Genomic DNA, 26496 nt, shown 5'->3' with positions numbered 1-26496 from the left:
GGACAGGGATGCTGCGTGCCCTGCGTGATGGGTGAGTCTTTCGTGATAGAATCGCCGGTAATCCGCGGCGGGGTGAACATCCGCGATCCCCTTAATTGACGCGGATATTCGTCCAGATTGAATCAATAACCACAAGGAGTACCTCGATGAAGACGATGAGGCGCATCGCGCGCAGTGTAAGCACCCTGTTGATTCTGGCCTTCACCTGCCTTGGCATCCAGGCCCCGGCGCAGGCGGGCATGGTAGGCACCGGCGCGATGCTTGGCCAGGAACTGGCCGCCGCCGAGCGCACGCAGGTCCTGGACGCGCTGGAACGGGAAGACATCCGGCGTGGACTGGTTGACCTGGGGGTCGATCCCGTATCGGCGCGCGATCGCGTTCACGCGCTCAGCGATGAGGAGGTGCATCAGTTGGCGGGCAGGCTCGATCAGCTGCCTGCGGGCGGCGATGCCCTCGGCGTAGCCGTGTTCATCTTCGTCCTGCTGCTCGTCACGGACATCCTCGGTTACACGAACGTCTTCCCATTCGTGAAAAAGACGATCAATTGATTCCCGCATTTCGCGACCGCCGTGCCTGGCTGGCAGGCACGGCGGTCGCGCTGCTCCTCGGCGGTTGCGCCGGCATCCCGCAGACGCGCGCCTTGCTGGACGCTCCGCCGGTTGAGCTCGACCGCAAGGCTGAATTGACCGCGGTCCCGTTTTTTCCGCAGGAACGGTTTCAATGCGGTCCGGCCGCCCTGGCCACCGTGCTTGGCTGGAGCGGCGTCGAGGTGGCGCCCGAGGAACTCGAGCCCCTGGTCTATGTCCCGGATCGCCAGGGCAGCCTGCAGCCGGAGCTGCTCGCCGCCGCGCGGCATTACCAGCGTATTCCCTATGTCCTGGAGCCGGAATTGACCGCGCTGCTGCGCGAGGTCAGCGCCGGACACCCCGTGCTGGTGCTGCAAAACCTGGCGTACAGCTGGTATCCGCGCTGGCATTACGCCGTGGTGGTGGGTTTCGATCTCGACCGCAGGGAAGTGGTGCTGCGTTCCGGCGCGCGTGCGCGCCATATCCAGTCGTTGCGATCCTTCGAGCACACCTGGCGCCGCGCCGGCCACTGGGCGGTTGTCACGCTGGCAGCGGAGTCGATGCCGGTGACGGCTTCCGAAACGGCTTACCTGCGCGCGGTGCTTCCCTTCGAACAGGCCGCCGACTGGAAGACCGCCGCCGCCGCCTATCGCGGGGCTGCAGCACACTGGCCCTCCAGCGCAGGCGCCTGGTTCGGTCTCGGCAACAGCGCCTTTCAACTGCATGATTTCGCCGCTGCGGAAACCGCGTTCCGGCGCGTCCTGGCGCTGCGGCCGGAATCTCCGATCGCCCTGAACAATCTCGCACTCGTCATGTTGCGGCAAGGTGACGGTGACGAGGCCGCGCGCCTGGCGGAGCGCGCGCTGGCAGCCGATCCCCCCAATCCGGAATTCAGGGCGACGCTGGATGAGATTCTCCGGCACACGGCAGGTGGGCGATGAATCAGGATCTGTACGCCGGATCGCTCCGATAATGCGCACTGCGTCCCGGTAAGATAAAAGATCCCGAACGGCAGCTTTTCGATCTGACCGATGGGGAGCGGACGGACATGATCGCCTTCCTGGACAACCTGGTCCTGTACAAGGTGATCGAGGAGGATGCGGAGGCGGTTAATCAGTTTCCGCATCGGAAGCGTGACAGGGATGGCCGCCGGGATCATTCACGGGAGCGCGACAGGCGATGAGCGGGCGCGGCGGGAGACTGCCAAGCGCGGTCTCCCGCCGGCTGGTTTCGCGTCGATCATCGTACTATAGTGAACCAGTGGATTTCGCGGATGGACGGATGCGCCTGCCGGCCAAGATGCGGAATCACGGCAATGCGGGAGGCCTGGAATGAAACCTTTGGCAGGTATCCTTTCAAGCGTGCTGCTCGCGGGCGCCGCCTGCGCCGCCGCTGACGATCAGATCCAGCCCCATATCGCCGTTGTGGACGCCGACGGTGTCCAGCGCGTGCGCATCGTCGGCGGCGACCATTTCTTCCGGCCCGATCACATCGTCGTCAAGGTTAATGTCCCGGTCGAGCTGTCCTTGAGCAAGGAGCACGGGATCGTGCCACATACATTCGTCATCGACGCGCCCGGCCCGGGGGCGGCATTCGACGTCAAGCTGCATGATCAGGCGGAAACGATCAGTTTCATCCCGACGCTCACCGGCCGTTTCGACTTTTATTGCAGGAACAGGCTGCTGTTCTTCAAAAGCCACCGCGAGAAAGGCATGAAGGGCGTGCTGGAGGTCGTGCCATAGCAATGCACGCCGCCCTGTTGTGCATGGCCATGATGGGAGCCGATGCGATGGACCCGGTCGCCGCCGCGCTGGAACGCTACGAGGAGGTGAAGGCGTACGCGGTGACCCTGAAATCCGCCGCGGACGGCGAAGTCGACGTCATCCGCTATGCCTACCGGCGCCCGGGCCACGTCCGGATGGAATTCGTGGCGCCGCACGCGGGCGTCGTGATGATCTACGATCCGCAGACCGCAGAGGTTCGCCTGTGGCCGCTCGGCCGCGGTTACTTTTCCCTGGCGCTCGATCCCGCCAACCGGCTGATCCGGAGCCGTACCGGCCAGCGCATCGACCGCTCCGACTTTGGCGCATTGCTGCAGAACGTGCGCAGCTTGCAACGCTCCGGCCAGACGACCTGCGTCGCGGAGCAGATCAACGGCCGTGATGCGCTTTATGTGGTCGTCGAAGGCGAGCCTTATGACTCTCTCGGCGCGATCCGGCGTTATGAGCTGTGGCTGGACACCGCGAACCGGATGCCGCTCAGGGTGATCAGCCGCGACAGGGCGGGCGCCGTGATCGAGGAGGTCCGGTTCGAGGAACTGCGCCTGGATCCCGAGCTGCCCGCGGCGCACTTTTCATCGCGCGGGGACGCGTTGCGGCGATGAACTACGCGCTGTCCACCGTCTGGCATATCGGGGCGCCGCTGGAACGGGTATGGGAGGCCGTCTACCGGCTGCAGCACTGGCCGGACTGGTGGAGGGGCGCGCTCAGCGTCTCCGAACTCGAAAAGGGCGATGCGCAGGGAGTGGGCGGGCTTTACCATTTCGTCTGGCGGGGCCGGCTTCCCTACACGCTCGGCTTCGCCTGCCGCGTGACGCGCGTGGAACCCATGATCGTCCTGGAAGGGCTCGCCAGCGGTGAGCTCGAAGGTTCGGGGCGCTGGTGTTTCTTCCGGGACGGAGCGAACAGCATCGTGCGTTATGAATGGCGCGTGCGCACGAATAAATTCTGGATGGACCTGGCCGCTCCGCTCGCGCACCCCTTGTTCAGATGGAATCACGACGTGCTGATGCGCGAGGGCGGCATCGGCTTGTCGCGCCTGCTCAACGCGCGGCTCATCGATTGCACGAACGTCGTCTAGTCCACGCAACGTGCGCGATTCTCCGCCGCGCGCCGCCATCACGAAGCATCGCCTTCATATCTTTTCCGAGTCTGCGATTTCGCGCTGCGTAAAACGGATAATGTGACACGCACCGATCCGTTCAGGCGGCCGCACGTTTGATATCGTGTCGATGTCTCCCTGCGGAGACGCTCGCTTTGTGAGAGTCGTCACTAATTCGACGCATGCTGTAATGATAAATTCATCGACCTCGCGGAACTTTCAATCCCGACTCCTCGTCTTAAATAACGTTGTCATCACTGTCCTGGACGGCGGAGATGATAGTGACCGCGAGAGATGCAGATACGAATCTGGATGCTTTTTGGTGCGGTTCGGTAACAGTTGAACAATGGAGGTGCAATATGTCCCACGATCCCCAAGTGAACGAAGAAATATCCCATCGCGCAACCATGCTGGTTCTGAGCATCACGCTCGTTCTGGCAACGCTGTCGATGGAAGGCCCGCTCGGCTGGCGTTCCGTGTTCCCGCTGATCGCGATCTGGCCGGGAATCGCTGCCCTGGTCGGCCTGCAACTGGCGCCGTGGGGTAAGATCTTCGGCAAATCCAGTGATTCGCAAGCCGCGTATAAAGACATACCCACCCATGCCTGACCGATCGTTCCATCGGATCGGTCGCTTCATGTAAATCCTGCAAGATAACCCCCTGGAAGCCACAGGCACGCAGCGCTGCACCGGCGGATAATCCGCCGGCGTGGCGGCGTGGCGCGCCGGGAGGCGCGCCAGCATTGCGGCGTGACGGTTTCCCGTTTACAGGTGGTTGCATCCGTCGGCTGCACGCATAACGTCCCATATCAGGGTACGGGGTATGCCGGCGGCTGCGTAACGTACTATCATTGCGCAACGATCGTGCAGGAATCGACAGGGGAGGGTGAGCGCGTGAAGATCCCAGCGGGGATGATGGCGGTTGGCGCCGTGCTGATTGTGGCGGCGGCGTGTGCGGTTTCGCCCACCGGGCGCAAGCAGCTGACATTGATGCCTGAATCGCAGATGATCGTGATGGGTGTCCAGTCATTCAACGAGATACAGGACAATACGCCGCGCGAGGAGGACGCGGCCATCACCGCCTACGTGCAGTGCGTTGCCGATGCCATCACCCGCCTGCCGGAAGTGCGCCGGCAGAGCACCGACTGGCAGGTGGTGGTCTTCGACGAAAAGACGGTGAATGCGTTTGCGCTGCCGGGCGGCAAGATCGGCGTCTACCGGGGCCTGCTGTCGGTGGCGCAGTCCCAATCGCAGCTCGCGGCCGTGCTCGGGCACGAGGTGGGTCATGTGCTTGCGCGCCACGGCAACGAGCGCGTTTCCCACCAGTTTGCCGTGGGCGAGACGCTGGCGGTGCTGGACGCATGGATGGCGGCCGGCAACAAATCCAACCGGGAATCGGCCATGGCCCTGCTTGGACTTGGCACCCAGGTGGGTGTGTTGCTGCCCTTCAGCCGGGTGCAGGAGAGTGAGGCGGACGACATCGGACTGGATCTGATGGCGCGTGCCGGTTTCGACCCGGGTGAGAGTGTTGTCCTGTGGCAGAACATGAGCAAGGCGGGTGGAGGCCAGTCGCCGGAATTTCTGTCGACCCACCCCGCGCACAAGACCCGTATCAAGGACCTGCAGTCCGGGATGGAGGACGCGCTGGTTCTGTACAGGCAGGCCCAGGCCGCCGGCATCCGGCCTGACTGCAGGGCGCCTGCAGTGAAGGGCTGAACCGGCCTGCCCGATCGCGTGCGCCGCGAGGGAAAATTTCTAATAAATTATTGAGATAAATAATTTATCACCATGTAATTATTATTAAATAATTCACGTATAAAATATAAGTTCAGGTCCGGTGAACTGCCGCGGCCATGCATATTTGACCTGCGGAATCGGGCGATCCGCGGTATAATCAGCGACGTTGTTGCCGCCGACGGATTAAACCACAGCCGATTACGCCAGGGGGAACGATGTCAATCCTGCTCGAAAACCTCGATCTGTCGTATAAGTATCCCCCCGTCCATCTACGCAGCAGCCGCCTTTTCTATGTGGATCCGATGGCTGAGGATCCGGCGTTCGGCTGGTATTTCAAGGTGCGCGGCCCGCGCTGTTTTGGGCCGTTTCAAAGCAAGGAAGAGGCTGGCCAGGCGCTGGACCTGATCGTGAACAGGTACCTGGAGCTGAACGATTCCAGCGGCCGCCAGCGCTGATCGCAGTATCCACCCGGCAAGGCGTGTTCACAGATTCTTTCCTGCGCGGCGGCGTCGTCCGCGCGCTGCATGCACGCAGGTATTGTCCGCCATAACAGTGACACCTGATTTGAAATAACAACTGTTTATCACTAGAATTCCTCGCTTTCGTCCAGCATCAGGAGGGGTAATCGGAGTTTTATGACCAAGAAAACAGAATTTTCCCAGTGGCGTCCGCATCCCTGGCACGGCCTGGAGACCTGGGCGGGCGGACGCGGCAGTGTGCTCGCCTACATCGAGATCACACCTTTCGACACCATCAAGTATGAGGTGGACAAATCCAGCGGCTACCTGCGTGTCGACCGCCCGCAGCGCACCTCCTCCCTGCCACCGACGCTGTACGGCTTTGTCCCGCGCACCTATTGCGGCCGGCGCGTGGCCGGTCTGGCGAAGGGCATCGCGGAGGGTGACGGTGACCCGCTCGATATCTGCGTCATCAGCGAACGCCCGATCAGCCGCTCGGAGGTGATCATGAACGCCAAGGTGATCGGCGGTATGTGCACCATCGACGGCGGCGAGGCGGATGACAAGATCATCGCCGTGCTCGAGAACGACTGCCTGTGGGAAAGCATTGACGATGTAAAGAATCTCCCCTCGCGCATGGTGGAACGACTGCGTCATTACTTCTCCACCTACAAATATGACCCGACCAAGCACGATCGTTCACCGGTGGTGGTCGAAAGCGTCTACGGCCGCGATCACGCCCTCAAGGTGATCGATGCCGCGGTGCAGGATTACGACGAGATCTACAAGTAGCATCGCCTGTCCGGCGATGGTCGATGCGGAATGACGCATGACCGCGGATCGTCCGCGGTCATGCGCCTGGTCAGATCAGTGGCCGAGCATCCATGGCCGTTTGACACCGTTCTGGGTTTTCAGGGGCGTGCCCGCCGCTGATGCGGGTTTGTGATTGCAGCCGGCCCCGCATTGATGACGCTGGGATACCCGGGGTTCATGGGCGCTGCGCTCGTTGACCTGGTGCGCCTTGCGCGTTCCGGCATCCATCGTGCTGAGGCGGGGGGCGGACAGCACGCGTCCTGCCGATCCTCCACAGGCGGGGCAGGCCGCGTCGGCCAGGTGTTCGGACATTGGCCGCAGCTCGGTGAATTCGTGATCGCACTCGTGGCAGCAGTAATCATAGACAGGCATGGTTCGTTCTCCGGTGAAACCGGCGAACGGCACGGGGCCGTCCGCCGGCGTGGGTGATGTGATCTAACAGCCCGTTTACCTGTCCTTCCAGTACGACACCGGGATGTCCTTGCCGCCCGTGATGTACTTCTTCGGTCCTTCCTTGCACGGATTGATATCAAACTCGAAGATCTCGGTCGGCAGCATCAGCGTGGCGCACACGTTGGGGATGTCGACGATGCCGCTGATGTGGCCTTCCACCGGCGCGCAGCCGAGGATGGCATAGGCCTGCGATCCGGTATAGCCGAATTTCTTCAGATACTCGATGGCGTTGAGGCAGGCCTGGCGATAGGAGACATGGGCGTCCAGGTAATGCTGCTTGCCCGACTCGTCCACCGAGATGCCCTCGAAGATCAGGTGACGCTTGTATTCCGGTTTCAGCGGGCTGGGCTGGAAGATCGGATTCTTCACCGCGTATTTCGCCACGCCGTCCTTGATCACATCCACCTTGATGTGGATCCAGCCGGCCATCTCGATGGCGCCGCAGAAGGTGATCTCGCCGTCGCCCTGGGAGAAGTGCAGGTCGCCCATGGAAGGCCGCCGCCCTTGACGTAGACCGGGAAGTAGACCTTGGAGCCGCGCGTCAGGTCCTTGATGTCGCAGTTGCCGCCGTGTTCACGCGGCGGTACGGTACGCGCAGCCTCCTGTGCCGCGGCCTTCGCGGCGTCCGGCTTCATGCTGCCCATGTGCGCCGTCTGCGGCGCGGTCGGGGCGACCAGCGGCGGCACGCGATCGGGATTGGTGGCGAGCAGGGCCCCTTCGCGCTTGTTCCAGGTGTCGAGCAGCGCCTTGGACGGCAGGCAGCCGATCAGTCCCGGGTGCATGATGCCGGCGAAGTTGACTCCGGGGACATGGCGCGAATGGGCGTAGATGCCGCTGAACTCCCAGATCGACTTGCGCGCATCGGGGAAATGCTCGGTGAGGAAGCCGCCGCCGTTTTCCCTGGCGAAGAAACCGTTGAAGCCCCATTCCGAATTGGGCAGGGTGCCGATGTCCAGGATATCGACCACCAGCAGGTCGCCCGGTTCGACGCCCTCGACCCCGATCGGGCCCGACAGATAGTGAACCTTGGTGAGATCGACATCGCGCACGTCGTTCGCGCTGTCATTGTTGTGAATCTGGCCGCCGGTCCAGTCCACACACTCGACCTTGAAATCGTCGCCCGGCTTGACCCAGGCAATCATCGGGATGTTCGGGTGCCAGCGGTTGTGGATACAGGGGTGCTGCTCGGGTGTCTTTGAAAAATCGATCTTGATCAGCGTGTCTGTCATGTCCGTCTCCAGAGTATATGTGGCCAGAATTTCAGTGGATCAATCGCATCGGCTCCGCTTGTCGCCCGAATCTGCGGATGCAAATGCCTGGGTGAATCCCGCAGGATTGCGTGTACCAAGCGGTATCAGCACAGACTGTGCCAGACATTGAATGCCCCGCTCAGGTGCGATGAAATGCGCAGAATGCGGTGTTCCTGCGCATCAGTGGATTCAAGGCGGCGGGTTGCGCCTGATTCACCGGCAATCGTCACGTGACAAAGATGACAATGTCATTTGACAAACTGCACATTGGCAGACGCATGCCCGGCTTCGAGGAAGACTCTGCATAAATAATCGCCACGCTCAAAGCGCGTGCGGCGCGCGCATTCGAGTGCCCGCATTATTCATTCGATCCCTGCGACGAATTTTTATAGACGAACTCGATCAACAGCTTGTTGATGAGTCCCCACCGTATTCTGCGCGCCGGTCAGGACGGATTACCCGCTCGCGCGAACATCCCGCGCGGCGTGTGGCATGGTCGTTGCTCTTCACCTGATAACGCGCTGTGCTGCATGAATCAGGACACGCGTTGTTACGGCATCAGGCGGCACTCGATAAATAGCTTAAAGAGAGCGGAGGAATGGCAACGATGGTTTTTCTAGACAAGACAAGAGAAGTGTTGAAGAGGAAGCGGCTGGTCGCGGCACTGGGCGCTTCCATGTTGTTCGGCGCGATCACGGCCGTGTCCGCGGCCACACTGCCGACGGCGCAGGTGAACACAACCGGGCTCGCGATCACCGACACTACGGTGAAAGTCGGGATCCTGCATTCGATCACCGGCACCATGGCCATCAGCGAGACAGGATCGGTGGAGGCGGAAAAACTCGCCATCGAGCAGATCAACGCGATGGGTGGAATCCTGGGACGCAAGATCGAGATCATCCAGGAGGATGGCGGCAGTGACTGGCCGACCTTCGCGGAAAAGGCCAAGAAGCTGCTCGAAAAGGACAAGGTCGCCGCGGTATTCGGCTGCTGGACCTCCGCATCGCGCAAGGCCGTGCTGCCGGTGTTCGAGAAGGACAACGGACTGCTCTACTATCCGACGTTCTATGAGGGCCTGGAGGAGTCCAAGAACGTGTTCTATACCGGGCAGGAGGCGACGCAGCAGATTCTGGCGGGTCTCGACTGGGCCAGCAAGGAACTCGGCGCCAAGACCTTCTATCTGGTCGGCTCGGACTACATCTGGCCGCGCACCTCGATGAAGATCGCGCGCAAGCACATCGAGAACGTGCTGAAGGGTACCGTCGTCGGCGAGGAGTACTATCCGCTCGGCAGCACCCAGTTCGGTTCGCTCATCAACAAGATCAAGCTGAAGAAGCCCGACCTGGTGTTCGGCGCGGTGGTGGGTGGCAGCAACGTCGCCTGGTTCAAGCAGCTCAACGCGGCCGGCCTGACCTTCAAGAAGCAGCCCATGCTGACCATCTCGGTGACCGAGGATGAAGTGCTCGGCATCGGCGGCGAGAATGTCGAAGGCCTGTATTCCTCGATGAAATACTTCCAGGCCCTGGACCTGCCGGGCAACAAGAAGTTCATCGATGCCTTCAAGAAGAAGTGGGGTGACGATTCGGTCATCGGCGATGTGACGGAGTCCGCCTACCTGGGCCCGTGGCTGTGGCTGCGCGGCGTCGAGGCGGCGAAGAGCTTCGATGTCGACAAGGTGGTCGCGGCCTCTCCGGGCATCAAGTGGGAGGATTCCCCGCACGGCTACCTCGAGGTCGACAAAACCACCACCTGTGGATGAAGACCCGCATCGGTGAGTGGCAGAAGGACGGCCAGGTGAAGATCGTGTTCGAGTCGGACGTGATCAAGCCCGATCCGTTCCCTGCCGGCTATCAGTGATGATGTAACGGCTGCGGCGGCGTGAGGCCGCCGCAGCATTCACCAGGGCCATGATCTGAACAGCACAAGTCGGGGGTCGCGATGGACGGATATACAGCTTCGGAACTTCTCAATATTTTCACAATGCAGGCATTCGCCGGCGTCAGTCTGTTCTCGGTGTTCGTGCTGATGGCTCTTGGCCTCGCGATCATCTTCGGACAGATGGGTGTGATCAACATGGCGCACGGTGAGTTTCTGACCATTGGCGCCTACAGCACGGTCATGATGTCCATCCTGGCCGAGAAATACCTGCCGGCATTCCTGCCTTATTACTTCATATTTGCCGTGATCGCAGCCTTTATCATCGCCTTCACGATCGGCTATCTGGTTGAATTCCTGATGATCCGGCATCTGTACCGTCGACCACTGGATACGCTGCTGGCGACCTGGGGTCTGAGCCTGATCATGCAGCAGATCTTCCGCTCCTCCTTCGGCGCGCGCGAAGTGAGCGCCACGCTGCCGGACTGGCTGATGGGCTCCTGGCAGCCGGTCGAGGGCGTGGACATACCGCTCAACGGCCTGTTCGTGCTGGCCCTGACGATCCTGCTGTCGCTTGCCGTATTCCTCTTCCTGTTCCGTTCGCGCTGGGGCCTCAAGGTGCGCGCAACCACGCAGAACCGCCTGATGGCGGGTGCGGTCGGCATCAGCACGCCGATGGTGGACCGCCTGACCTTCGCGGTGGGCTGCGGCATCGCCGGCGTCGCCGGCGCGGCCTTCACGACCATCGCCTCCACCGGTCCCACAAGCGGATCGCTCTATATCGTGGACACCTTCCTGGTGGTGGTATTCGGCGGCGCGGGCAGCCTGCTCGGGACCTTCGCCTCCGCGTTCTCCATCGCCCAGGCCCAGTCGGTGATGGAATTCTTCCTGAGCGGCTCGATGGCCAAGGTGCTGACGCTGCTGACTGTGATCATCATCCTGATGATCCGGCCGGAAGGACTGTTCTCGATCAAGGTTCGTAAATAGTCGGACGAGGTGACATATATGCAAGTTGCGATGGACAAACTGTTTGGCGGGCGCGAGGGCCTGATCGGCCTCGCGATTCTGGCGGCGCTGATCTTCGTGATCATGCCGCTCAGCTTCGACATCTTCCGGCTCAACCTCGTCGGCAAGTACCTCAGCTACGCCTTCGTCGCGATCGGACTGGTGCTGTGCTGGGGCTACGGCGGCATCCTAAGCCTGGGGCAGGGCATCTTCTTCGGGCTCGGCGGCTACTGCATGGCCATGTTTCTCAAGCTCGAGGCCTCCGATCCCGAGAGCACCAAGATCCAGTCGACGCCAGGCATCCCGGACTTCATGGACTGGAACCAGCTGACCGCGCTGCCGTGGTTTTGGGAACCCTTCCACAGTCTGACGTTCACCATGGTCGCGATCATCGCCGTACCGTGCATTTTCGCCTTCATCATCAGTGTCGCGATGTTCAAGCGGCGGGTGGGTGGTGTGTACTTCGCCATCATCACCCAGGCGGTCGCACTGATCCTCACCATCCTGATCGTCGGCCAGCAGGGCTACACCGGCGGCATCAACGGCATGACCGATCTGCGCACGCTGAAGGGCTGGGACATCCGAACCGACGAGGCGAAGTATGTGCTCTATTTCCTCAACGGGGCGCTGCTCATCGGCTGCATCATGGTCGGCCGGCTGATCATCACCTCCAAGCTGGGCCGTCTGTTGCTGGCGATGCGCGACCGCGAGGACCGCGTCCGGTTCTCGGGCTACGACGTCTCGAGCTTCAAGGTCTTCGTGTTCTGCGTCGGCGCGGCCATGGCGGCGATCGGCGGGGCGATGTTCACCCTGCAGGTCGGCTTCATGTCGCCATCGTTCGTCGGCATCGTACCGTCCATCGAGATGGTGATCTTCACCGCGGTGGGAGGGCGCATGTCGCTGATCGGCGCGGTCTACGGCGCGCTGATCGTGAACTTCGCCAAGACCTATTTTTCGGAAAGCTTTCCGGAGTTATGGCTGTTCCTGATGGGCGGCCTGTTCATCGCGGTGGTCATGCTGTTCCCGAACGGGCTGGCCGGCATCTATACCAGCCACATCAGGCCGAGGCTGGCGGCATGGAAGGCGGGACGATCCAGTCCGAAGCCGCCTCCGTCAGCACCCGCGGCAGAGCCGGAGCATGATACGCCGTCCAGGCCCGCGGAGCGGCCGCCGGCGGCTGCCGCGGCGGTCCCGCGCACGCTCGCGGCAGGCATCCAGTCGGAACCGTCCCGTTAACCAGCGGAGGATGACATGAGCAGCAATACGGACTTCGTACTGTCGATAGAGGACCTGACCGTCTCGTTCGACGGATTCAAGGCGGTGGACAAGCTCAACCTGTACGTGGACAAGAACGAGATCCGCGTCGTGATCGGGCCGAACGGCGCCGGCAAGACCACGGTGCTCGACCTGATCTGCGGCAAGACCAAGGCGACGGCGGGCAGCATCAAGTTCAAGGGACTGGAACTCACCGAGATGTCCGAACACCAGATCGTGCGCGCGGGGGTCGGTCGAAAATTCCAGACGCCATCGATCTATGAAAACCTGACGGTGTTTGAAAATCTGGAGATCTCCTATCCGAAAGGACGGTCGGTATTCGGTGCGCTCGCGTTCAAGCGTACCGCCGAGGTCATGGCGCAGGTGGAGACGATCGCGAAGGAGATCATGCTGGAGGAGTTCCTCGGCACCGAGGCGGGCCTGCTCAGCCATGGGCAGAAGCAGTGGCTGGAGATCGGCATGCTGCTGATCCAGGACCCCGAGCTGCTGATGCTGGATGAGCCGGTGGCCGGCATGAGCGCCCGCGAGCGCGAACTGACCGGTCAGCTGCTCAGGCGCATCTGCAACAACCGTTCCGTGCTGGTGATCGAACACGACATGGAGTTCGTCAAGAACATCGCCCACAAGGTCACGGTGCTGCATCAGGGCAAGATACTGAAGGAGGGGTCGATGGAGATGGTGCAGAGCGATCCCAAGGTCATCGAAGTCTATCTGGGACATTGATCATGAGCGCAAAACTGAAATTCCGCGAAGAACCGACCCTGGAACACACCGGAGCCGGCGGGGCCATGCTGAAGGTCGATGACCTGGTCGTCTGCTACGGCCAGAGCGAGATCATCCACGGCGTGTCGTTCGAGGTGAAACCGAAGGAGACCCTGGCCATCATGGGGCGCAATGGCATGGGCAAGACCACGCTGTTCAAGTCTCTGATGGGGGTGATCCCGAGCAAAGGCGGCACGGTCGCCGTGGCGGGAAAGGACATCAGCGGCCAGCCGAGCTACAGGCGTGTCGCCGGGGGCATCGCCTATGTCCCGCAGGGGCGCATGATCTTCCCGACCCTGACCGTGAAGGAAAACATCGAAACCGGCCTGGAGACGAATAAAAACAAGACCGTCCCCGACGAGATCTACGAACTCTTCCCGGTGCTGTGGGAAATGCGCGGACGCAAGGGCGGCAACCTGTCAGGCGGGCAGCAGCAGCAGCTCGCCATCGCGCGCGCACTGGCCTCGGACCCCAAGGTCCTGCTGCTGGACGAGCCGACCGAGGGCATCCAGCCGTCCATCATCAAGGACATCGCCAGGATCCTGAACGAGATCCGCCGCATGCGTGACATCACCATCATCGTGTCGGAGCAGGTGCTGAGCTTCACGCTGGAGATCGCCGACCGCCTGCTGGTGATCGAACGCGGCAGCTTTGTACACGAAGACCTGCGCGCCAACGTCGACGCGAAAAAGATTACCGCCTACCTGTCGGTATGAGCGGGACGCTGCGCCTGATTGCCAGGTCCGGTCCCGGCTCAGCCGGGGTCGGCCTCGAGCTTGGCGAGACGGTAGCGGAGCTGGCGCAGCGTCATCCCGAGCAGTTCAGCGGCGCGGGTCTGGTTCCCGCCGGTGCGCCGCAGCGCCTCCTGCAGGCGCGTGCGCTGCCCGACGTCGACGCGCTCGTAGGGGCGGTAACGTATCGCCTCTGCGGGCGCTGCCGGCGGCGGCGCGGTTTCCCCGGTAACTGCGGCTGGTACGGCACCCGCCGGCGCCGCCGTGTCCATGGAGTGGAGCGAGCCCATGCCGGCCTCTTCCACCAGCATGGCGTCGATCTGCCCCTCGTTGATGAGCGAATCCTCCGCCTGCAGGACGGCGCGCTCGACCACGTTCTGCAACTGGCGGATGTTGCCGTGCCAGTAGAACGCCTGCAGCCGCTCCATCACCCCGGCGGAGAAGCTGATATGGCGGCGGTACATCGACTGGTAGCGGTTGAGGAAATACTCCGCCAGCAGCGGGATGTCGCTGCGGCGCTCGCGCAGCGGCGGTAGATAGACCGGCAGCACGTTGAGGCGGAAGAACAGGTCGAGGCGAAAACGCCCCTGTTCCACCGCGCGCTTCAGGTTGATGTGGGTCGCGGTGATGATGCGGAAATCGACCTCCACCGGGCTGTCGCCGCCGACCGGCATCACCTGGCGGTCCTGCAGCACGCGCAGCAGTTTCGTCTGCAGGTCGATCTGCAGATCGCCGATCTCATCCAGGAACAGCGTGCCGCCCTCGGCCTGCTGCAGCTTGCCCTTCTTGTTCTTGTGCGCCCCGGTGAAGCTGCCCTTCTCGTGCCCGAACAGTTCCGATTCCAGCAGCTGTTCCGGGATCGCGGCGCAGTTGAGGGCGATGTACGGCCCGTCACGGCGGTGGCTCAGCTTGTGCATCATCGCCGCGAACATCTCCTTGCCGGTGCCGGACTCGCCCAGCAGCAGCACCGGTGCGTCGCTGTGCTTGGCGTTGTCGAGCTGCTTCACCGCGGCGAGCAGCACCGGGCTGTTGCCGATGATGCCGTGCTCTTCGCACAGACGCTGCAGGCGGTCGCTGCGGCTGTCGAGGGTTTCCATGTAAGCCTGGAAGTGGTCCTGCTGGCGCATCATGATCAGGATGAAGCCGATCATCGAGGCGATGATGCGCAACAGGTCGACGTCCTGGGTGTACAGGCGCTGCGTATTGGTCTGGCGCTGTGCGGACAGCACCCCGATCGGGCGGCCCTCGATCACGATCGGCACCGTGATGAAACCGACGCCCTCTTTTTTACCGTCGATCGGCTCCGCGATGCGGGTGAGGAAGATCGGTTCATCAGTGACATCGGTGACCAGCGCGAGCTGGCCCGAGCGCCACACGGCGCCGGTCAGCCCCTGGTCGAACGGCACGTTGTACTCGCCCTGCTGCAGCCGCTCACGGATCAGTCCGTACGAGTAGCTCACCTGCAGCTCGTTGGCGGTGTAATTCGGCAGCAGCACACGTCCGTAGTGCAGGCTGGCCCACTCCGACAGCAGGCGCAGCACGCCGGTGATCTTCTGCTCTGGCGGGATGGAGCGGGTGAGGAGGCGGGTGGCCTCCAGGATCAGGGCGTCGTTGATCTGAAACTTCGTATATGAGGTCGTCAAGGCACAATCCGCTTTGATTACAGTGGCTCGATCCGCGGTGAAACGGTGCCGGCAGGGAGATGGGCGCGCTGCCGACGGCGCGGGCGTCTTCCCCTGCCGGTTAGGTAGCAAGCCTCGTACCACACAGAAAACTTAATTAAATATTATCTATAAATAACAGGTTAAGCATTGTATATGAGATTGAGTCGAGAATCGGCGCGCGGGTTTCCGCACCATTATGGGCGGCTCGCCGGGCCGGGGCGGCGATTTCGGGGCAAGGTCTTCAGTGCGGGGCCTGTCCGCCGTACTCCGATCAGGGCGGCATGAAACGGTAGCCGATGCCGGTCTCGGTCAGCAGGTAGCGCGGGCGCGCGGGGTCTTCTTCAAGTTTCTGGCGCAGGTGTCCCATGTAGATACGCAGATAGTGGCCGTGCTCGACGTGCGACGGCCCCCACACCTCGCGCAGCAGATGCCGGTGCGTCAACACCTTGCCCGGATGATTGAGCAGCGCGGTGAGCAGGCGGAACTCGATCGGGGTCAGGTGGATTTCCTGACCCTGCCGGGCCACAAGCCGGCGCGCATGATCCACCGCAACGTCGCCGAAGCGGGTTATCGGTTCCTTATCCGACGTCGCAGTTGTGCGGCGACGCAGCGAGGCGCGCACGCGCGCCATCAACTCCGCGACCCCGAACGGCTTGCACAGATAGTCGTCGGCGCCCGCATCCAGCGCATCAACCTTGTCCTGTTCCTCGATCCGCGCCGACAGGACGATGATGGGGAGCGTGCTCCAGGCGCGCACCGCCCGAATGAAGTCGCGGCCGTCGCCATCGGGCAGACCCAGGTCGAGGATGACGAGATCCGGCTTGCGGCTGCCGGCCTCGATCATTCCCCGCTGCAGGGTCTCCACCTCGAACACGCGAAATCCCTCCGCCTCCAGCACATGGCGCATGAAGCGGCGGATCTCCTTTTCATCCTCGACGATCAGGATTGTGGCTGGATTCTCAATGGCAATTCTCCGGGAATGAGGGATCTCTGTATGCGGCTGACATCTTCAAGGCGCATGTTCGAGGGCGGGTTGCTGATCCAGCGGCAATGTGAAGATGAATCGCGCCCCGCGTTCCGTCCGGTTTTCGGCGCTGATCCTGCCGCCGTGCGCCTCGACGATGGCCTCGCAGATGGACAGCCCGAGCCCGACGCCGGGGACGACGGATTCCTTCTGGCCGCGGGTGAAGCGGGAGAATATGGCGCGTTCCTGTCCCGGCGGCAGGCCCGGACCCTCGTCCCAGACCTCGATGCGCATGAGATTATCCAGCGCGCGGGCCATGACGCCGATGGTCGTCCCGGAGGCGGTGTACTTGGCGGCGTTCTCGAGCAGGTTCACCAGCACCCGCTCGATCAGCACGGCGTCGCAGCGGACCAGCGGCAGACCGGCGGGGATATCCAGTCTGAGCGGATGCGAACTCAGCACTGTCTCCAGCGCCTTCAGCGAGCTGCCGACGATTTCCTCGATCGACTGCCAGTCCTTGCGCGGCTTCAGCTCGCCCGACTGCAGCCGCGCCATTTCGAGCAGGTTGTGCACCAGCCGGCTGGTCCGCAGGGCCTGTTCGCGGATGGCGTCGGCCTTGTCGGCATGGCCTGATTCCGCCGCCACCAGATCGAGCGCCAGCGTCTCCGCCAGGCCGACCAGTGCGGTCAGCGGTGTTCTCAAGTCGTGGGAGAGAGCGGCCAGCAGCGAGTTGCGCAGGCGTTCGGATTCCATCTTGACCAGGGTATCCTGGGCGATCGAGACGAAGTGGATGCGCTCGAGCGCAATGGCCACCAGCACGGCAAAGGTGTCGAGCAGCCGGCGTTGTTCCGGGATCATCAGGTGGCGCAGGTTATTCGGCTCGACGACCAGCACGCCGCGGACATGCATTGGCGCCTTGAGCGGGAGATAGAGCTGCGGATTCGCCGTCAGGGTATCGGTCCCGGCGCCGGCCGGCATGTTCTTGTCGAAGCACCATTGGGCGATGGCCGGGTCCAGCGCCGGCATCTCGCCGTGCGCGAGCGGGGCGCGCAGCTTGCCCGTCTCGTCGGGTAGAAAGATGGCCGCCTTGGCCCGGAAACTGGTTTCGATGAACTTGTCGCTGATCTCGACCACCTGTTCCTCGACCAGCGCCGACGACAGCGACTTCGACATCTGGTAGAGACTCTGGGCGCGCTCTTCACGATAGCGGGCGACCCGCAGCTGGTAACGCAAGCCGGAGGTGAGTTGTCCGGTGACCAGGCCCACGATCAGCATCACGGAAAATGTAAGCAGATATTCCACGTCGCTGATGCCGAGGGAAAACCTGGGCGGCACGAAGAACACGTCGAAGACCGCGACGCTGAGTATCGCCGCGAGTACGGCCGGTCCCCTGCCGAAGCGGTAACCGACGAACACCACGCCGAGCAGAAACAGCAGCACGATGTTGGTCAGTTCTAGCAGCCCGATGAGCGGTGTCGCAGCCAGCCCGATGCCAAGGCAGGTCAGGATGGTATACAGATAGGACAGCAGGCGTTGCTTGCGCTTGGCATCAGGGCGAACCGGCGCCAGTTCTTCCGCGGAATCTCTCCGCTCGCGTTTTCCCTCCCTGGCCACGGTGATGAGGTCGATGTCGGGCGCCTGCTCGCCCAGGTGGCGCAGAAACGAAGCCTGTCCGGGGCGGTGGAACCGCTTGTGGGTGCTGCGGCCGACCACGATCTTGCCGAGATTGTTGCGGCGTGCATAATCGAGCACGGCCTCGGCGGCATCCTGCGCGGCCAGCGTCGCGGTCCTGGCCCCCAGTTCCTGCGCGAGTTTGAGGGTCTTCAGGATGGCGCGCCGCTCCTGTTCGGGGAGTCGCTGCAGCGTCGGGGTCTCCACGTAGACAGCGTGCCATTCCGTGTCCAGTTTGGCGGCCAGCCGCGCCGCCGCGCGCACGACCTTGTCGTCGAGATCGCCGGGTCCGATGCAGGCGAGCAGGGTATCGCGCGTCTGCCAGACCTGCTCCTGGGCGGCAGTGCTGCGAAATGCCCGCATCTGATCGTCCACCCGGTCGGCCGTCAGCCGCAGCGCCAGTTCGCGCAGGGCGATCAGGTTCCCTTTGCGGAAAAAATTCTGGATGGCGCGCTCGGCCTGGTCCGGCAGATAGACCTTGCCCTCGCGCAGGCGCAACAGCAGGTCATCGGGCGGCAGATCGACCAGCACCACGTCGGTGGCGGCCGCAAACACCCGGTCCGGCACCGTCTCCCGCACCCGGATGCCGGTGATGCCGCCGACGATGTCGTTGAGACTTTCGACGTGCTGGACGTTGACCGTGGTCACGACATCGATGCCGGCGGCGAGCAATTCTTCCACGTCCTGCCAGCGCTTCGGGTGTCGCGACCCCTGGGCGTTCGTATGGGCGAGTTCATCGACGAGGATGACCGCCGGCCGGCGTTTGAGCGCGGCGTCGAGATCGAACTCCTGCAGGGTGCGTCCGTGATAGTCGATCTGCCTCGGGGACAGGCGCTCGAGACCTTCCGTCAGTACGGCGGTTTCGCTGCGCCCGTGCGTCTCGACCACGCCAACCACCACATCCAGACCCTGCGCCCGCAACCGCCGGGCCTCGGCCAGCATGGCATAGGTCTTGCCGACGCCGGGCGAGGCGCCGAAGAAGATCTTCAGCTTGCCGCGGCGAGAGGTGGCCGCTTCCTCCTGGATCTGCGACAGCAGCTGGTCCGGATCAGGCCGTTGATCGTTCGTGGGCATAGATCAGCGTGGCTGCACGTCGGGTCAAAGCCAGCCGGAACGCTTGAAGCGCAGATAGAGAAGTCCGGCCGCGGCCGCGATGAACAGCAGGGCGGCCGGATAGCCGAATTTCCATTGCAGTTCGGGCATGACGCTGAAGTTCATGCCCCAGATCCCGGCCAGGACCGTGGCAATACCGAAAATGCCGGCCCAGGCCGCCAGCCGCTTGTTTGTTTCGTTCTGTTCGATGGTGACCGTGGACTGGCAGACCAGAATGGCCGTGTTGATGGTGTCGCGCAGGGTATCAATGGACGTATTGATGCGCACCAGATGATCGTAGACGTCGCGGAAATAATCCTGATTGTTGGCGCAAACCGCGGGCGCCCAGCCGCCGAGCAGGTTGCTGACTTCATCCATGAGCGGGGAGACCGCGTGCTTGATGACGGCGATCTTGCGCTTGAGTTCGTAGAGCTGCCTGATATTGTCGCGCGCCGCGCCTTTTTCAAAGATGCGCTCCTCGATGTCATCGAGCCGGGATTCCATGGCGTCGAGCACCGGGAAATAGCGGTCGACCACGGCATCCATGAGGGCGTAGAGGACAAACCCGGGTCCCTGGCGCAGGCGTTCGGGTTCGCGCTCGCAGCGTTCCCGCACGTTGAGCAGATGCTGCTGGCTGTGGTTGCGTATGGACAGGATGAAATTCCTTCCGACGAACACATTGACCTCCCCGGTCACGATGTCGGATTTGCTGATTTCCAGCAGGTGCATGACGACAAAGAGTGATTCGCCGTATTCCTCGATCTTCGGGCGCTGGTGTCCGTGCCTGGCATCTTCCACCGCCAGATCGTGCAGGCCGAATTCCTGCTGCATCTCCTCCAGTTCCGCGTCGGTGGCGTCGCGCAGGGCGACCCAGACGAAACAGTCCGGCCGGGCAAGGTAATCGCTGATCTCCGTGGTGGGTATGTCTGCGAGCCTGGCTCCGTCCCGGTAGACGACACAATTGATCAGCATGGCAACTCCCTGTCGTTCTCGGCTGACTGGACTGCGATCATGCGCATCGCGGTAAATGCATCACTCAGCCCCTCGGTCGGCGCTTACGACAAAGAATAACCGTTCAAGGATGTCACCTTCAAGGTAATAGTGGGGTGCATGCAATGCATGATGCTGGCGTCGCATATTCAGCCTGCCTGTGCATCAGGGGCGTCGAGCGCGAGGTTGAGTTCGAGCACGTTCACCCGGGGCTCTCCCAGAAAACCCAGCCATGCATGTCTCGCATGCTGCCCGATCAGCGATCGCACCTGCTCGACCGGAAGGCCACGATGCGTGGCTATCCGCCCAGCCTGATAGTAGGCCGCGGCCAGCGAGATGTCCGGATCGAGACCGCTGCCGGATGCCGTCACCAGATCGACCGGCACCGGATCGTTGTTGCCCGGATCGGCGGCCCTGAGCGCCTCGATGCGCGCCACGACCGCATCGGCCAGCGCCGGATTGAGCGGGCCGAGGTTGGAGCCGCTCGAGACCGCGGCGTTATAGGGATACGGGCCGGTGGCAGACAGGCGGCCCCAGAAATAGCCTGGCGCGGTGAATTGCTGGCCGATCAGCGCCGAGCCGACAGCTTGGCCGTTCACCGTGACGATCGATCCGTTGGCCTTCTGCGGAAAGGCCACCTGGGCGAATCCGGTGACTGCGAGCGGGTAGAGCACGCCCGTAATCACGGTCAGTATCGCAAACAGGGTTATTGCGGGACGCAGCATGGCGTACATAATCGTTCTCCTTAAACCAGACCCAGGGCCACGAGGCCGAGGTCGATGAGTTTGATACCAATGAACGGGACCACGATACCGCCCAGACCGTAGAGCGCAAGATTACGCCGCAGCACCATGCCGGCGCTTTGCGGGCGGTATTTTATGCCCTTCAGCGCCAGCGGTATCAGTACGACGATGATCAGGGCGTTGAAAATCACCGCCGACAGGATCGCCGACATCGGACTGGCCAGCCCCATGACATTCAGCGCATTCAATTGCGGGTACATCGCCACGAACATGGCCGGAATAATCGCGAAGTACTTGGCGACATCATTGGCGATGCTGAAGGTGGTGAGCGCGCCGCGCGTCATCAGCATCTGCTTGCCGATTTCCACCACCTCGATCAGCTTGGTCGGGTTGGAGTCGAGGTCGACCATGTTGCCGGCCTCCTTGGCCGCCTGCGTGCCGCTGTGCATCGCCACCGCGACGTCGGCCTGGGCGAGCGCCGGCGCGTCGTTGGTGCCGTCGCCGGTCATCGCCACCAGCCGGCCTTCGTTCTGGTACTGGCGGATGAGGGCGAGCTTGGCCTCGGGCGTGGCCTCGGCCAGGAAGTCGTCGACGCCGGCCTCGGCGGCGATCGCCGCGGCGGTCAGGCGGTTGTCGCCGGTGATCATCACAGTCTTGATGCCCATGCGGCGCAGCTCGGCAAAGCGTTCCTTGATGCCGCCCTTGACGATGTCCTTGAGTTCGATTACGCCGAGCACGCGGCCACCTTCGGCCACCACGAGCGGTGTGCTGCCGTGCCGCGCCACATCGTCTGCAATCTGGACTGCTTCGCCGGGGAAGCTGCCGCCGTTGGACTCGACATGTCTGCGGATGGCGTCCATCGAGCCCTTGCGGATCTGACGGCCCTCGAGATTGACCCCGCTCATGCGCGTCTGCGCCGAGAACGGCACGAACGTTGCGCCCAGCCCCAGGATGTCGCGTTCGCGCAGATTGAAGCGCTGCTTGGCGAGTATCACGATACTGCGCCCCTCCGGCGTCTCATCGGCGAGCGAGGCGAGCTGCGCGGTATCGGCGAGCTGCAGTTCCGAAACGCCGCGCACCGGCAGGAAAACCGCCGCCTGGCGGTTGCCCAGCGTGATGGTGCCGGTCTTGTCGAGCAGCAGAACGTCCACATCGCCGGCCGCTTCCACCGCGCGACCGGAGGTCGCGATTACGTTCGCGCCCAGCATGCGGCTCATGCCGGCAATACCGATAGCGGACAAGAGCGCGCCTATGGTGGTCGGGATCAGGCATACCAGCAGCGCCACGAGCGCGGTGATCGTGACCGGCTGGCCGGCCTCGGCCGCGTCGACGGAAAACAGCGAGTAGGGCAGCAATGTGACCGTGGCCAGCAGGAACACCAGGGTCAGGGCCACCAGCAGGATAGTGAGCGCGACCTCGTTCGGCGTCTTCTTGCGTTTGGCTCCTTCGACGAGCGCGATCATGCGGTCGAGAAAGGTCTCTCCCGGGTTGACGGTGACGCGCACCACGATCCAGTCGGACAGCACCGTGGTGCCGCCGGTGACGGCGGTGAAATCTCCGCCCGCTTCACGAATGACGGGTGCGGACTCGCCGGTGATGGCGCTCTCGTTGACCGAGGCCACGCCTTCGATCACCTCGCCGTCGCCGGGGATCATGTCGCCGGCCTCGACCAGCACCACGTCTCCGCGGCGCAGATCACTCCCGGATACGCGGTCATGGGCAGCCCCATGGCGTGGTTCGCGCAATTTTTTCGCCATCACCGTCTTGCGCGTGCTGCGCAATGCCGCCGCCTGCGCCTTGCCACGCCCCTCCGCCATCGCCTCGGCGAAGTTGGCGAACAGCACGGTGAACCACAGCCACAAGCTCGTGACGCCGATGAACCAGGTTGGCGCCTCGCCCTGGCCGCCAAACACCGGCTGCAGCCACAGCCCGGTGGTGAATATGGCACCGATATACACCACGAACATCACCGGATTTCTAAGCTGGACTCCCGCATCGAGCTTCTTGAAGGCCTCGACCACGGCGGGCTTGACCAGGGCGGGATCGAACATGGAAAGTGTCTTCGTCGTCATGATGATTACCTCAGTTTCCTGTCCACAGGATCAGATGCTCAACCGCCGGCCCCAGTGCCAGGGCCGGGACGTAGGTCAGCGCGCCGACCATCAGCACGGTGCCGATCAGAAGGCCCACGAACAGCAGCCCGTGCGTGGGCATGGTGCCGGGTCCGTGCGCCAGGCGCTTCTTCGCGGCCAGCGAGCCGGCGATGGCCAGAACCGGCACGATCACGGCGAAACGCCCGAACCACATGGCGACCCCGAGCCAGCCGTTGTAGAACGGCGTGTTGGCGCCCAGACCCGCGAAGGCGCTGCCGTTGTTATTGGCGGCGGACGAGAAGGCGTACAGAACTTCAGAAAAACCGTGCGCTCCCGGATTGTATATGGTCGCCCTGCCGGCGTCGGACATCACCGCGATCGCAGTGCCGATCAACACCAGAGCCGGCGTCATCAGGATCGCGATCGACACCATCTTCATGTCGAACGCCTCGATCTTCTTGCCGAGGTACTCCGGGGTGCGGCCGATCATGAGGCCGGCGACGAATACCGCCATCAGCGCGAACACCAGCATGCCGTACAGGCCCGAGCCGACACCGCCGAACACCACTTCACCCAGCTGCATCATCAGCATCGGCACCAGGCCGCCGAGCGGTGTGTAGGAGTCATGCATGGAGTTGACCGAGCCATTGGAGGCGGAAGTCGTCGCAGCCGCCCACAGCGCCGAGGCGCCGATGCCGTTACGGGTCTCCTTGCCTTCCATATTGCCGCCGGATTGCATATCAGAAGCGGCAATGTCCGCGCCGAGCGCGGCCAGCCGGGGATTGCCCTGCTGTTCAAAGCTCATCGTGGCCACGGTTGCGACGGTAAAGATGACCGTCATCGCCGCCAGCACGGCCCAGCCCTGGCGTGTGTCGCCGACCGCCTTGCCGAAGGTGAAACACAGCGCCGCCGGGATCAGCAGAATCGCCAGGACCTCCAGGAAATTGGACAGGACATTCGGGTTTTCGAACGGATGCGCGGAGTTGACGTTGAAGAAGCCGCCACCGTTGGTGCCGAGCTGCTTGATGGCGATCTGCGAGGCCGCCGGACCCATGGGCAGGGTCTGCGCGGTCGTTGCCACCGTTTCGGTGACGGTTTGGCCGCTATCGTCGGTATTGGATATCTCATAGGTCGTCGGCTCGAGCGTGGAAACTTCCTGGTAGGCAGAGAAGTTCTGAATCACGCCCTGGCTGACCAGTACCAGCGCCAGGATGAACGACAGCGGCAATAGCAGATAGGTGGTGACGCGGTAGAGATCGGCCCAGAAGTTGCCGATGGTCTGCGCCGAATGGCGCGCGAAACCGCGGATCAGGGCGAAGACCACGGCGATGCCGGCTGCGGCCGAGACGAAGTTCTGCACGCCGAGGCCGAGCATCTGGGTGAGATAGCTCATCGTCGCCTCACCGCCGTAGCCCTGCCAGTTGGTGTTGGTCACGAAGCTGATCGCGGTGTTGAAGCTCGAGTCCGGCGTCACGTTCGGCATCTGCTGCGGATTGAGCGGCAGCCACAGCTGCAGGCGCTGTAGTGCGTACACCACGATGAATCCGATCAGGCTGAACACCAGCACGGCCAGCGTGTAGCGGCGCCAGCTCATCTCCGCGCTGCCGATGCCGCATACACGGAACACACCGTTCTCGAGCCGCGCGAGCGGCTGCCAGCGCGGCGCTTCCATCAATCCGGTCATATACAGACCGAGCGGCTTGACCGCCGCCAGCAGCACGACCAGATAAAACGCCAACAGCAACCAGGATTGGGTGGTCATTCAGAAATCCTCCGCCTTGATCAGGGCGTAAACGAGATAGGCGAATAGCAGGGCTGCAACCACGCCACCGATGATATAGATCGTGTCCATGAGGCCTCCTCTTACTTCTTTACCGAAAGTTGCCCGCAGACCAGGGCGAGCGCGAGCGTGCCGGCGAATAGTGCGCCTATCAGGGCGATCCAGGCAAAGTCCATGACATCCTCCAGTTGCGTCAGCCTGGGGAGGAAGACTACAGAGGGTTGTGGAAAAAGGATGAAAAAAAATCAGGAGGGGGTGTAAAAATCCCGTAAAGATCCCGTCTGGTGAAATTCGGGTCAGCCAGGCGCAATGCCGGGAATGGTGCGCATACTTATGATGCCTATCGGTTAAATTCCCGCCACAACCATTCCCTGACGAGCAGTTTCTCGTATACCAGCGGGTCGGCATCGATCCTGGAGACCGTTGTCATCAGGTACGAGACATCGCGCCGGCGGCGCTCGCCGCTGGCGATCACATCTCCGTCGGCATCGGTCAGTGTGAACGCAAGGTCGATGCGTGGCGGATAGACGTCGCGCATGGCCCTGATGTCGGAGAACTGCGGCCCGTGCCAGGGTTCGTAACCGCCGGCCATGTCGATGTCGGTGATGTTGATGGTCAGCTTCTGGCCCACGGACAGGTGCTTCGCGGCGCTCTGCCGCAGGCAGGATGCGCGGCGATCGACGAGGTACGGTGAACCGGCATCGGTGAAGTTTTCCGGTTCGGCCAGGAGGACTGCCACGTGTTCGCTGGCCGCATCGGCGATCTCCGCAGAAAACTGGAGTGCAAGCAGGAAAAAAGCCAGTACGGGCACCAGGCAGGGTGAATTCAAGGCTGACTCCACCCTTGCTTCTGAGGGAAATTGCCGTTCACCACCACGAGATTGTAATTAAAAAAGGGGACAGAGTTTAACCCTGTCCCCGCATGCCGGTTTCTTTACGGTGTAAAGACAAGGTTCGCCGAGAGCGACATCTGATCAGCGTTCGGATTGCTCTTGGTGTCGACCTTGTGGCTGACAGCGATGTACTGGTAATCGGTCTGCTGGATCGGCACGGAGGCGCGGCCCTTTGGCATCGGTGGATAGACCTCCTTGTTGCCCATGATCTCTATGTCGGCGTCCGCCAGCGGCTGCGAGCGATACAGGACCTGCACGGGCAGTTTGTCGCCGGGCTTGAGCTGGAGCGGATTGGCGAGGGGAACGATCTCCAGCTCGGTGCCGAGCGGCTTGCTGAACGCGGAGCTCCAGGCCATGAGGTTCTTGTTGAACTTCTTCGAGTGCGACGAGGAGCGGTAATCGCCGATCTCCCACTTGGGCTTGTTGGCGTATTTCTTGTCCATATTCTCGGTCCAGAAGCCGTTGTCGAATTCGACGGCGATCAGCGCGATGTCCGGGCCGGTGCTGATCTCCACCTTGCCGTCGCGCACGCTGGATGAGACATCGCGCGCGTTTCCGCTCTTGTCGTAGGCGCTCAGTCCTTCGACCTTCGCGGGGTCGTAACTCTCCAGTTCGCCGGGATGGCCGTATACCAGGTGATAGCCATCAGAACCGCTGGCTACGATCCAGGCATCGTGGGCGAATGCAGCCGCTGAGCTTAGCGTCAGCGGGATAATCAGGGCGGCTATTCTCATGTCATGATCTCCTCAGGTGTTGCAGCAGAATATCGGTTCGGGGAAATGTCCACCCGGCACATTACGTGC

24 protein-coding genes and 2 pseudogenes are annotated in these 26496 nt (G+C 62.6%); 14 read left to right on the top strand and 12 right to left on the bottom strand.

Features of this window, described 5'->3' with window-relative positions; all coding sequences use genetic code 11:
* Positions 1–155 precede the first annotated feature (155 nt).
* From IPK65_03720 to IPK65_03680, 9 genes are all read left to right on the top strand, one after another.
* Positions 156–548 (top strand): PA2779 family protein, encoded by a 393-nt coding sequence (locus tag IPK65_03720; GenBank protein MBK8162273.1) that lies wholly within the window; start codon positions 156–158, stop codon positions 546–548.
* Positions 545–1507, top strand: coding sequence for a PA2778 family cysteine peptidase (locus IPK65_03715; GenBank protein MBK8162272.1), 963 nt, complete (start codon positions 545–547; stop codon positions 1505–1507). Before IPK65_03720 ends, IPK65_03715 begins: the two co-directional genes overlap by 4 nt.
* Before the next feature lie 390 nt (positions 1508–1897).
* Complete coding sequence (locus tag IPK65_03710; protein ID MBK8162271.1) at positions 1898–2308, top strand: quinol oxidase; 411 nt, start codon at positions 1898–1900, stop codon at positions 2306–2308.
* Between the two features lie 2 nt (positions 2309–2310).
* Entirely contained in the window at positions 2311–2949 is a 639-nt protein-coding gene (locus IPK65_03705; protein ID MBK8162270.1) for a DUF1571 domain-containing protein, read from the top strand.
* Positions 2946–3425, top strand: a complete 480-nt coding sequence (locus IPK65_03700; protein MBK8162269.1) for an SRPBCC family protein — start codon at positions 2946–2948, stop codon at positions 3423–3425. Before IPK65_03705 ends, IPK65_03700 begins: the two co-directional genes overlap by 4 nt.
* 380 nt (positions 3426–3805) lie before the next feature.
* Positions 3806–4054, top strand: a complete 249-nt coding sequence (locus IPK65_03695; GenBank protein MBK8162268.1) for a hypothetical protein — start codon at positions 3806–3808, stop codon at positions 4052–4054.
* A 303-nt stretch (positions 4055–4357) separates the two neighbouring features.
* The gene (locus IPK65_03690) at positions 4358–5161 is read left to right on the top strand and encodes a M48 family metallopeptidase (GenBank protein MBK8162267.1); all 804 of its coding nucleotides are present in this window, start codon (positions 4358–4360) and stop codon (positions 5159–5161) included.
* A 236-nt stretch (positions 5162–5397) separates the two neighbouring features.
* Positions 5398–5637, top strand: a complete 240-nt coding sequence (locus IPK65_03685; protein ID MBK8162266.1) for a hypothetical protein — start codon at positions 5398–5400, stop codon at positions 5635–5637.
* A 180-nt stretch (positions 5638–5817) separates the two neighbouring features.
* Positions 5818–6432, top strand: a complete 615-nt coding sequence (locus IPK65_03680) for an inorganic pyrophosphatase (protein MBK8162265.1) — start codon at positions 5818–5820, stop codon at positions 6430–6432.
* Between the two features lie 75 nt (positions 6433–6507).
* On the opposite strand, the gene IPK65_03675 is transcribed toward IPK65_03680, so the two are convergent.
* Complete coding sequence (locus IPK65_03675; protein ID MBK8162264.1) at positions 6508–6825, bottom strand: zinc ribbon domain-containing protein; 318 nt, start codon at positions 6823–6825, stop codon at positions 6508–6510.
* Positions 6826–6900: 75 nt separating this feature from the next.
* A pseudogene (locus IPK65_03670) lies at positions 6901–8135 on the bottom strand (acetamidase/formamidase family protein).
* A 628-nt stretch (positions 8136–8763) separates the two neighbouring features.
* On the opposite strand from IPK65_03670, the pseudogene urtA reads away from it, so the two are divergent.
* From urtA to urtE, 5 genes and pseudogenes are all read left to right on the top strand, one after another.
* Positions 8764–10013: pseudogene (urtA, locus tag IPK65_03665) on the top strand (urea ABC transporter substrate-binding protein).
* A gap of 81 nt (positions 10014–10094) precedes the next feature.
* Positions 10095–11018, top strand: a complete 924-nt coding sequence (gene urtB, locus IPK65_03660) for an urea ABC transporter permease subunit UrtB (protein MBK8162263.1) — start codon at positions 10095–10097, stop codon at positions 11016–11018.
* Positions 11019–11036: 18 nt separating this feature from the next.
* A complete protein-coding gene (gene urtC / locus IPK65_03655; protein ID MBK8162262.1) occupies positions 11037–12272 on the top strand; it encodes an urea ABC transporter permease subunit UrtC in 1236 nt (411 codons plus the stop codon).
* A gap of 15 nt (positions 12273–12287) precedes the next feature.
* A complete protein-coding gene (urtD, locus tag IPK65_03650) occupies positions 12288–13034 on the top strand; it encodes an urea ABC transporter ATP-binding protein UrtD (GenBank protein MBK8162261.1) in 747 nt (248 codons plus the stop codon).
* A 65-nt stretch (positions 13035–13099) separates the two neighbouring features.
* Positions 13100–13789, top strand: coding sequence for an urea ABC transporter ATP-binding subunit UrtE (urtE, locus tag IPK65_03645; protein ID MBK8162260.1), 690 nt, complete (start codon positions 13100–13102; stop codon positions 13787–13789).
* A gap of 38 nt (positions 13790–13827) precedes the next feature.
* Here urtE and IPK65_03640 read toward each other — a convergent pair whose 3' ends face one another.
* The 10 genes from IPK65_03640 to IPK65_03595 all read right to left on the bottom strand — a co-directional run bounded on the left by IPK65_03640 (position 13828) and on the right by IPK65_03595 (position 26427).
* Positions 13828–15447, bottom strand: a complete 1620-nt coding sequence (locus tag IPK65_03640; GenBank protein MBK8162259.1) for a sigma 54-interacting transcriptional regulator — start codon at positions 15445–15447, stop codon at positions 13828–13830.
* A gap of 292 nt (positions 15448–15739) precedes the next feature.
* A complete protein-coding gene (gene kdpE / locus IPK65_03635) occupies positions 15740–16375 on the bottom strand; it encodes a two-component system response regulator KdpE (GenBank protein ID MBK8162258.1) in 636 nt (211 codons plus the stop codon).
* 102 nt (positions 16376–16477) lie between these two features.
* Complete coding sequence (kdpD, locus tag IPK65_03630; GenBank protein ID MBK8162257.1) at positions 16478–19177, bottom strand: two-component system sensor histidine kinase KdpD; 2700 nt, start codon at positions 19175–19177, stop codon at positions 16478–16480.
* A 24-nt stretch (positions 19178–19201) separates the two neighbouring features.
* Positions 19202–20167, bottom strand: coding sequence for a magnesium/cobalt transporter CorA (corA, locus tag IPK65_03625; protein MBK8162256.1), 966 nt, complete (start codon positions 20165–20167; stop codon positions 19202–19204).
* A gap of 167 nt (positions 20168–20334) precedes the next feature.
* A complete protein-coding gene (kdpC, locus tag IPK65_03620; protein ID MBK8162255.1) occupies positions 20335–20919 on the bottom strand; it encodes a potassium-transporting ATPase subunit KdpC in 585 nt (194 codons plus the stop codon).
* An 11-nt stretch (positions 20920–20930) separates the two neighbouring features.
* The gene (kdpB, locus tag IPK65_03615; GenBank protein ID MBK8162254.1) at positions 20931–23000 is read right to left on the bottom strand and encodes a potassium-transporting ATPase subunit KdpB; all 2070 of its coding nucleotides are present in this window, start codon (positions 22998–23000) and stop codon (positions 20931–20933) included.
* Positions 23001–23010: 10 nt separating this feature from the next.
* Positions 23011–24783 (bottom strand): potassium-transporting ATPase subunit KdpA, encoded by a 1773-nt coding sequence (gene kdpA, locus IPK65_03610; GenBank protein ID MBK8162253.1) that lies wholly within the window; start codon positions 24781–24783, stop codon positions 23011–23013.
* On the bottom strand, positions 24784–24873 hold the full coding sequence (kdpF, locus tag IPK65_03605) for a K(+)-transporting ATPase subunit F (GenBank protein MBK8162252.1): 90 nt from the start codon (positions 24871–24873) through the stop codon (positions 24784–24786).
* A 268-nt stretch (positions 24874–25141) separates the two neighbouring features.
* Positions 25142–25630, bottom strand: a complete 489-nt coding sequence (locus tag IPK65_03600) for a DUF3016 domain-containing protein (protein ID MBK8162251.1) — start codon at positions 25628–25630, stop codon at positions 25142–25144.
* A 104-nt stretch (positions 25631–25734) separates the two neighbouring features.
* Positions 25735–26427 (bottom strand): DUF4198 domain-containing protein, encoded by a 693-nt coding sequence (locus IPK65_03595; protein MBK8162250.1) that lies wholly within the window; start codon positions 26425–26427, stop codon positions 25735–25737.
* Positions 26428–26496 lie beyond the last annotated feature (69 nt).

This window comes from Gammaproteobacteria bacterium (genome assembly GCA_016712635.1).
Classification (GTDB): Bacteria; Pseudomonadota; Gammaproteobacteria; order SZUA-140; family SZUA-140; genus JADJWH01.
Note: the sequence above shows the minus strand (reverse complement) of the source record. Positions and strands in the feature narration are given on the sequence as shown.

Excerpts from the sequence above, each read along its gene's own strand:
- IPK65_03695 (MBK8162268.1), top strand. The coding sequence starts at position 3,806 with ATGTCCCACGATCCCCAAGTGAACGAAGAAATATCCCATCGCGCAACC.
- IPK65_03720 (MBK8162273.1), top strand. The coding sequence starts at position 156 with ATGAGGCGCATCGCGCGCAGTGTAAGCACCCTGTTGATTCTGGCCTTC.
- corA (MBK8162256.1), bottom strand. The coding sequence starts at position 20,167 with ATGCTGATCAATTGTGTCGTCTACCGGGACGGAGCCAGGCTCGCAGAC.
- kdpF (MBK8162252.1), bottom strand. The coding sequence starts at position 24,873 with ATGGACACGATCTATATCATCGGTGGCGTGGTTGCAGCCCTGCTATTC.
- IPK65_03700 (MBK8162269.1), top strand. The coding sequence starts at position 2,946 with ATGAACTACGCGCTGTCCACCGTCTGGCATATCGGGGCGCCGCTGGAA.
- IPK65_03680 (MBK8162265.1), top strand. The coding sequence starts at position 5,818 with ATGACCAAGAAAACAGAATTTTCCCAGTGGCGTCCGCATCCCTGGCAC.
- IPK65_03675 (MBK8162264.1), bottom strand. The coding sequence starts at position 6,825 with ATGCCTGTCTATGATTACTGCTGCCACGAGTGCGATCACGAATTCACC.
- kdpA (MBK8162253.1), bottom strand. The coding sequence starts at position 24,783 with ATGACCACCCAATCCTGGTTGCTGTTGGCGTTTTATCTGGTCGTGCTG.
- kdpD (MBK8162257.1), bottom strand. The coding sequence starts at position 19,177 with ATGCCCACGAACGATCAACGGCCTGATCCGGACCAGCTGCTGTCGCAG.
- urtE (MBK8162260.1), top strand. The coding sequence starts at position 13,100 with ATGCTGAAGGTCGATGACCTGGTCGTCTGCTACGGCCAGAGCGAGATC.
- kdpC (MBK8162255.1), bottom strand. The coding sequence starts at position 20,919 with ATGTACGCCATGCTGCGTCCCGCAATAACCCTGTTTGCGATACTGACC.
- IPK65_03705 (MBK8162270.1), top strand. The coding sequence starts at position 2,311 with ATGCACGCCGCCCTGTTGTGCATGGCCATGATGGGAGCCGATGCGATG.
- IPK65_03690 (MBK8162267.1), top strand. The coding sequence starts at position 4,358 with ATGATGGCGGTTGGCGCCGTGCTGATTGTGGCGGCGGCGTGTGCGGTT.
- kdpB (MBK8162254.1), bottom strand. The coding sequence starts at position 23,000 with ATGACGACGAAGACACTTTCCATGTTCGATCCCGCCCTGGTCAAGCCC.
- urtD (MBK8162261.1), top strand. The coding sequence starts at position 12,288 with ATGAGCAGCAATACGGACTTCGTACTGTCGATAGAGGACCTGACCGTC.
- IPK65_03685 (MBK8162266.1), top strand. The coding sequence starts at position 5,398 with ATGTCAATCCTGCTCGAAAACCTCGATCTGTCGTATAAGTATCCCCCC.
- urtC (MBK8162262.1), top strand. The coding sequence starts at position 11,037 with ATGCAAGTTGCGATGGACAAACTGTTTGGCGGGCGCGAGGGCCTGATC.
- kdpE (MBK8162258.1), bottom strand. The coding sequence starts at position 16,375 with ATGCGCCATGTGCTGGAGGCGGAGGGATTTCGCGTGTTCGAGGTGGAG.
- urtB (MBK8162263.1), top strand. The coding sequence starts at position 10,095 with ATGGACGGATATACAGCTTCGGAACTTCTCAATATTTTCACAATGCAG.
- IPK65_03710 (MBK8162271.1), top strand. The coding sequence starts at position 1,898 with ATGAAACCTTTGGCAGGTATCCTTTCAAGCGTGCTGCTCGCGGGCGCC.
- IPK65_03595 (MBK8162250.1), bottom strand. The coding sequence starts at position 26,427 with ATGAGAATAGCCGCCCTGATTATCCCGCTGACGCTAAGCTCAGCGGCT.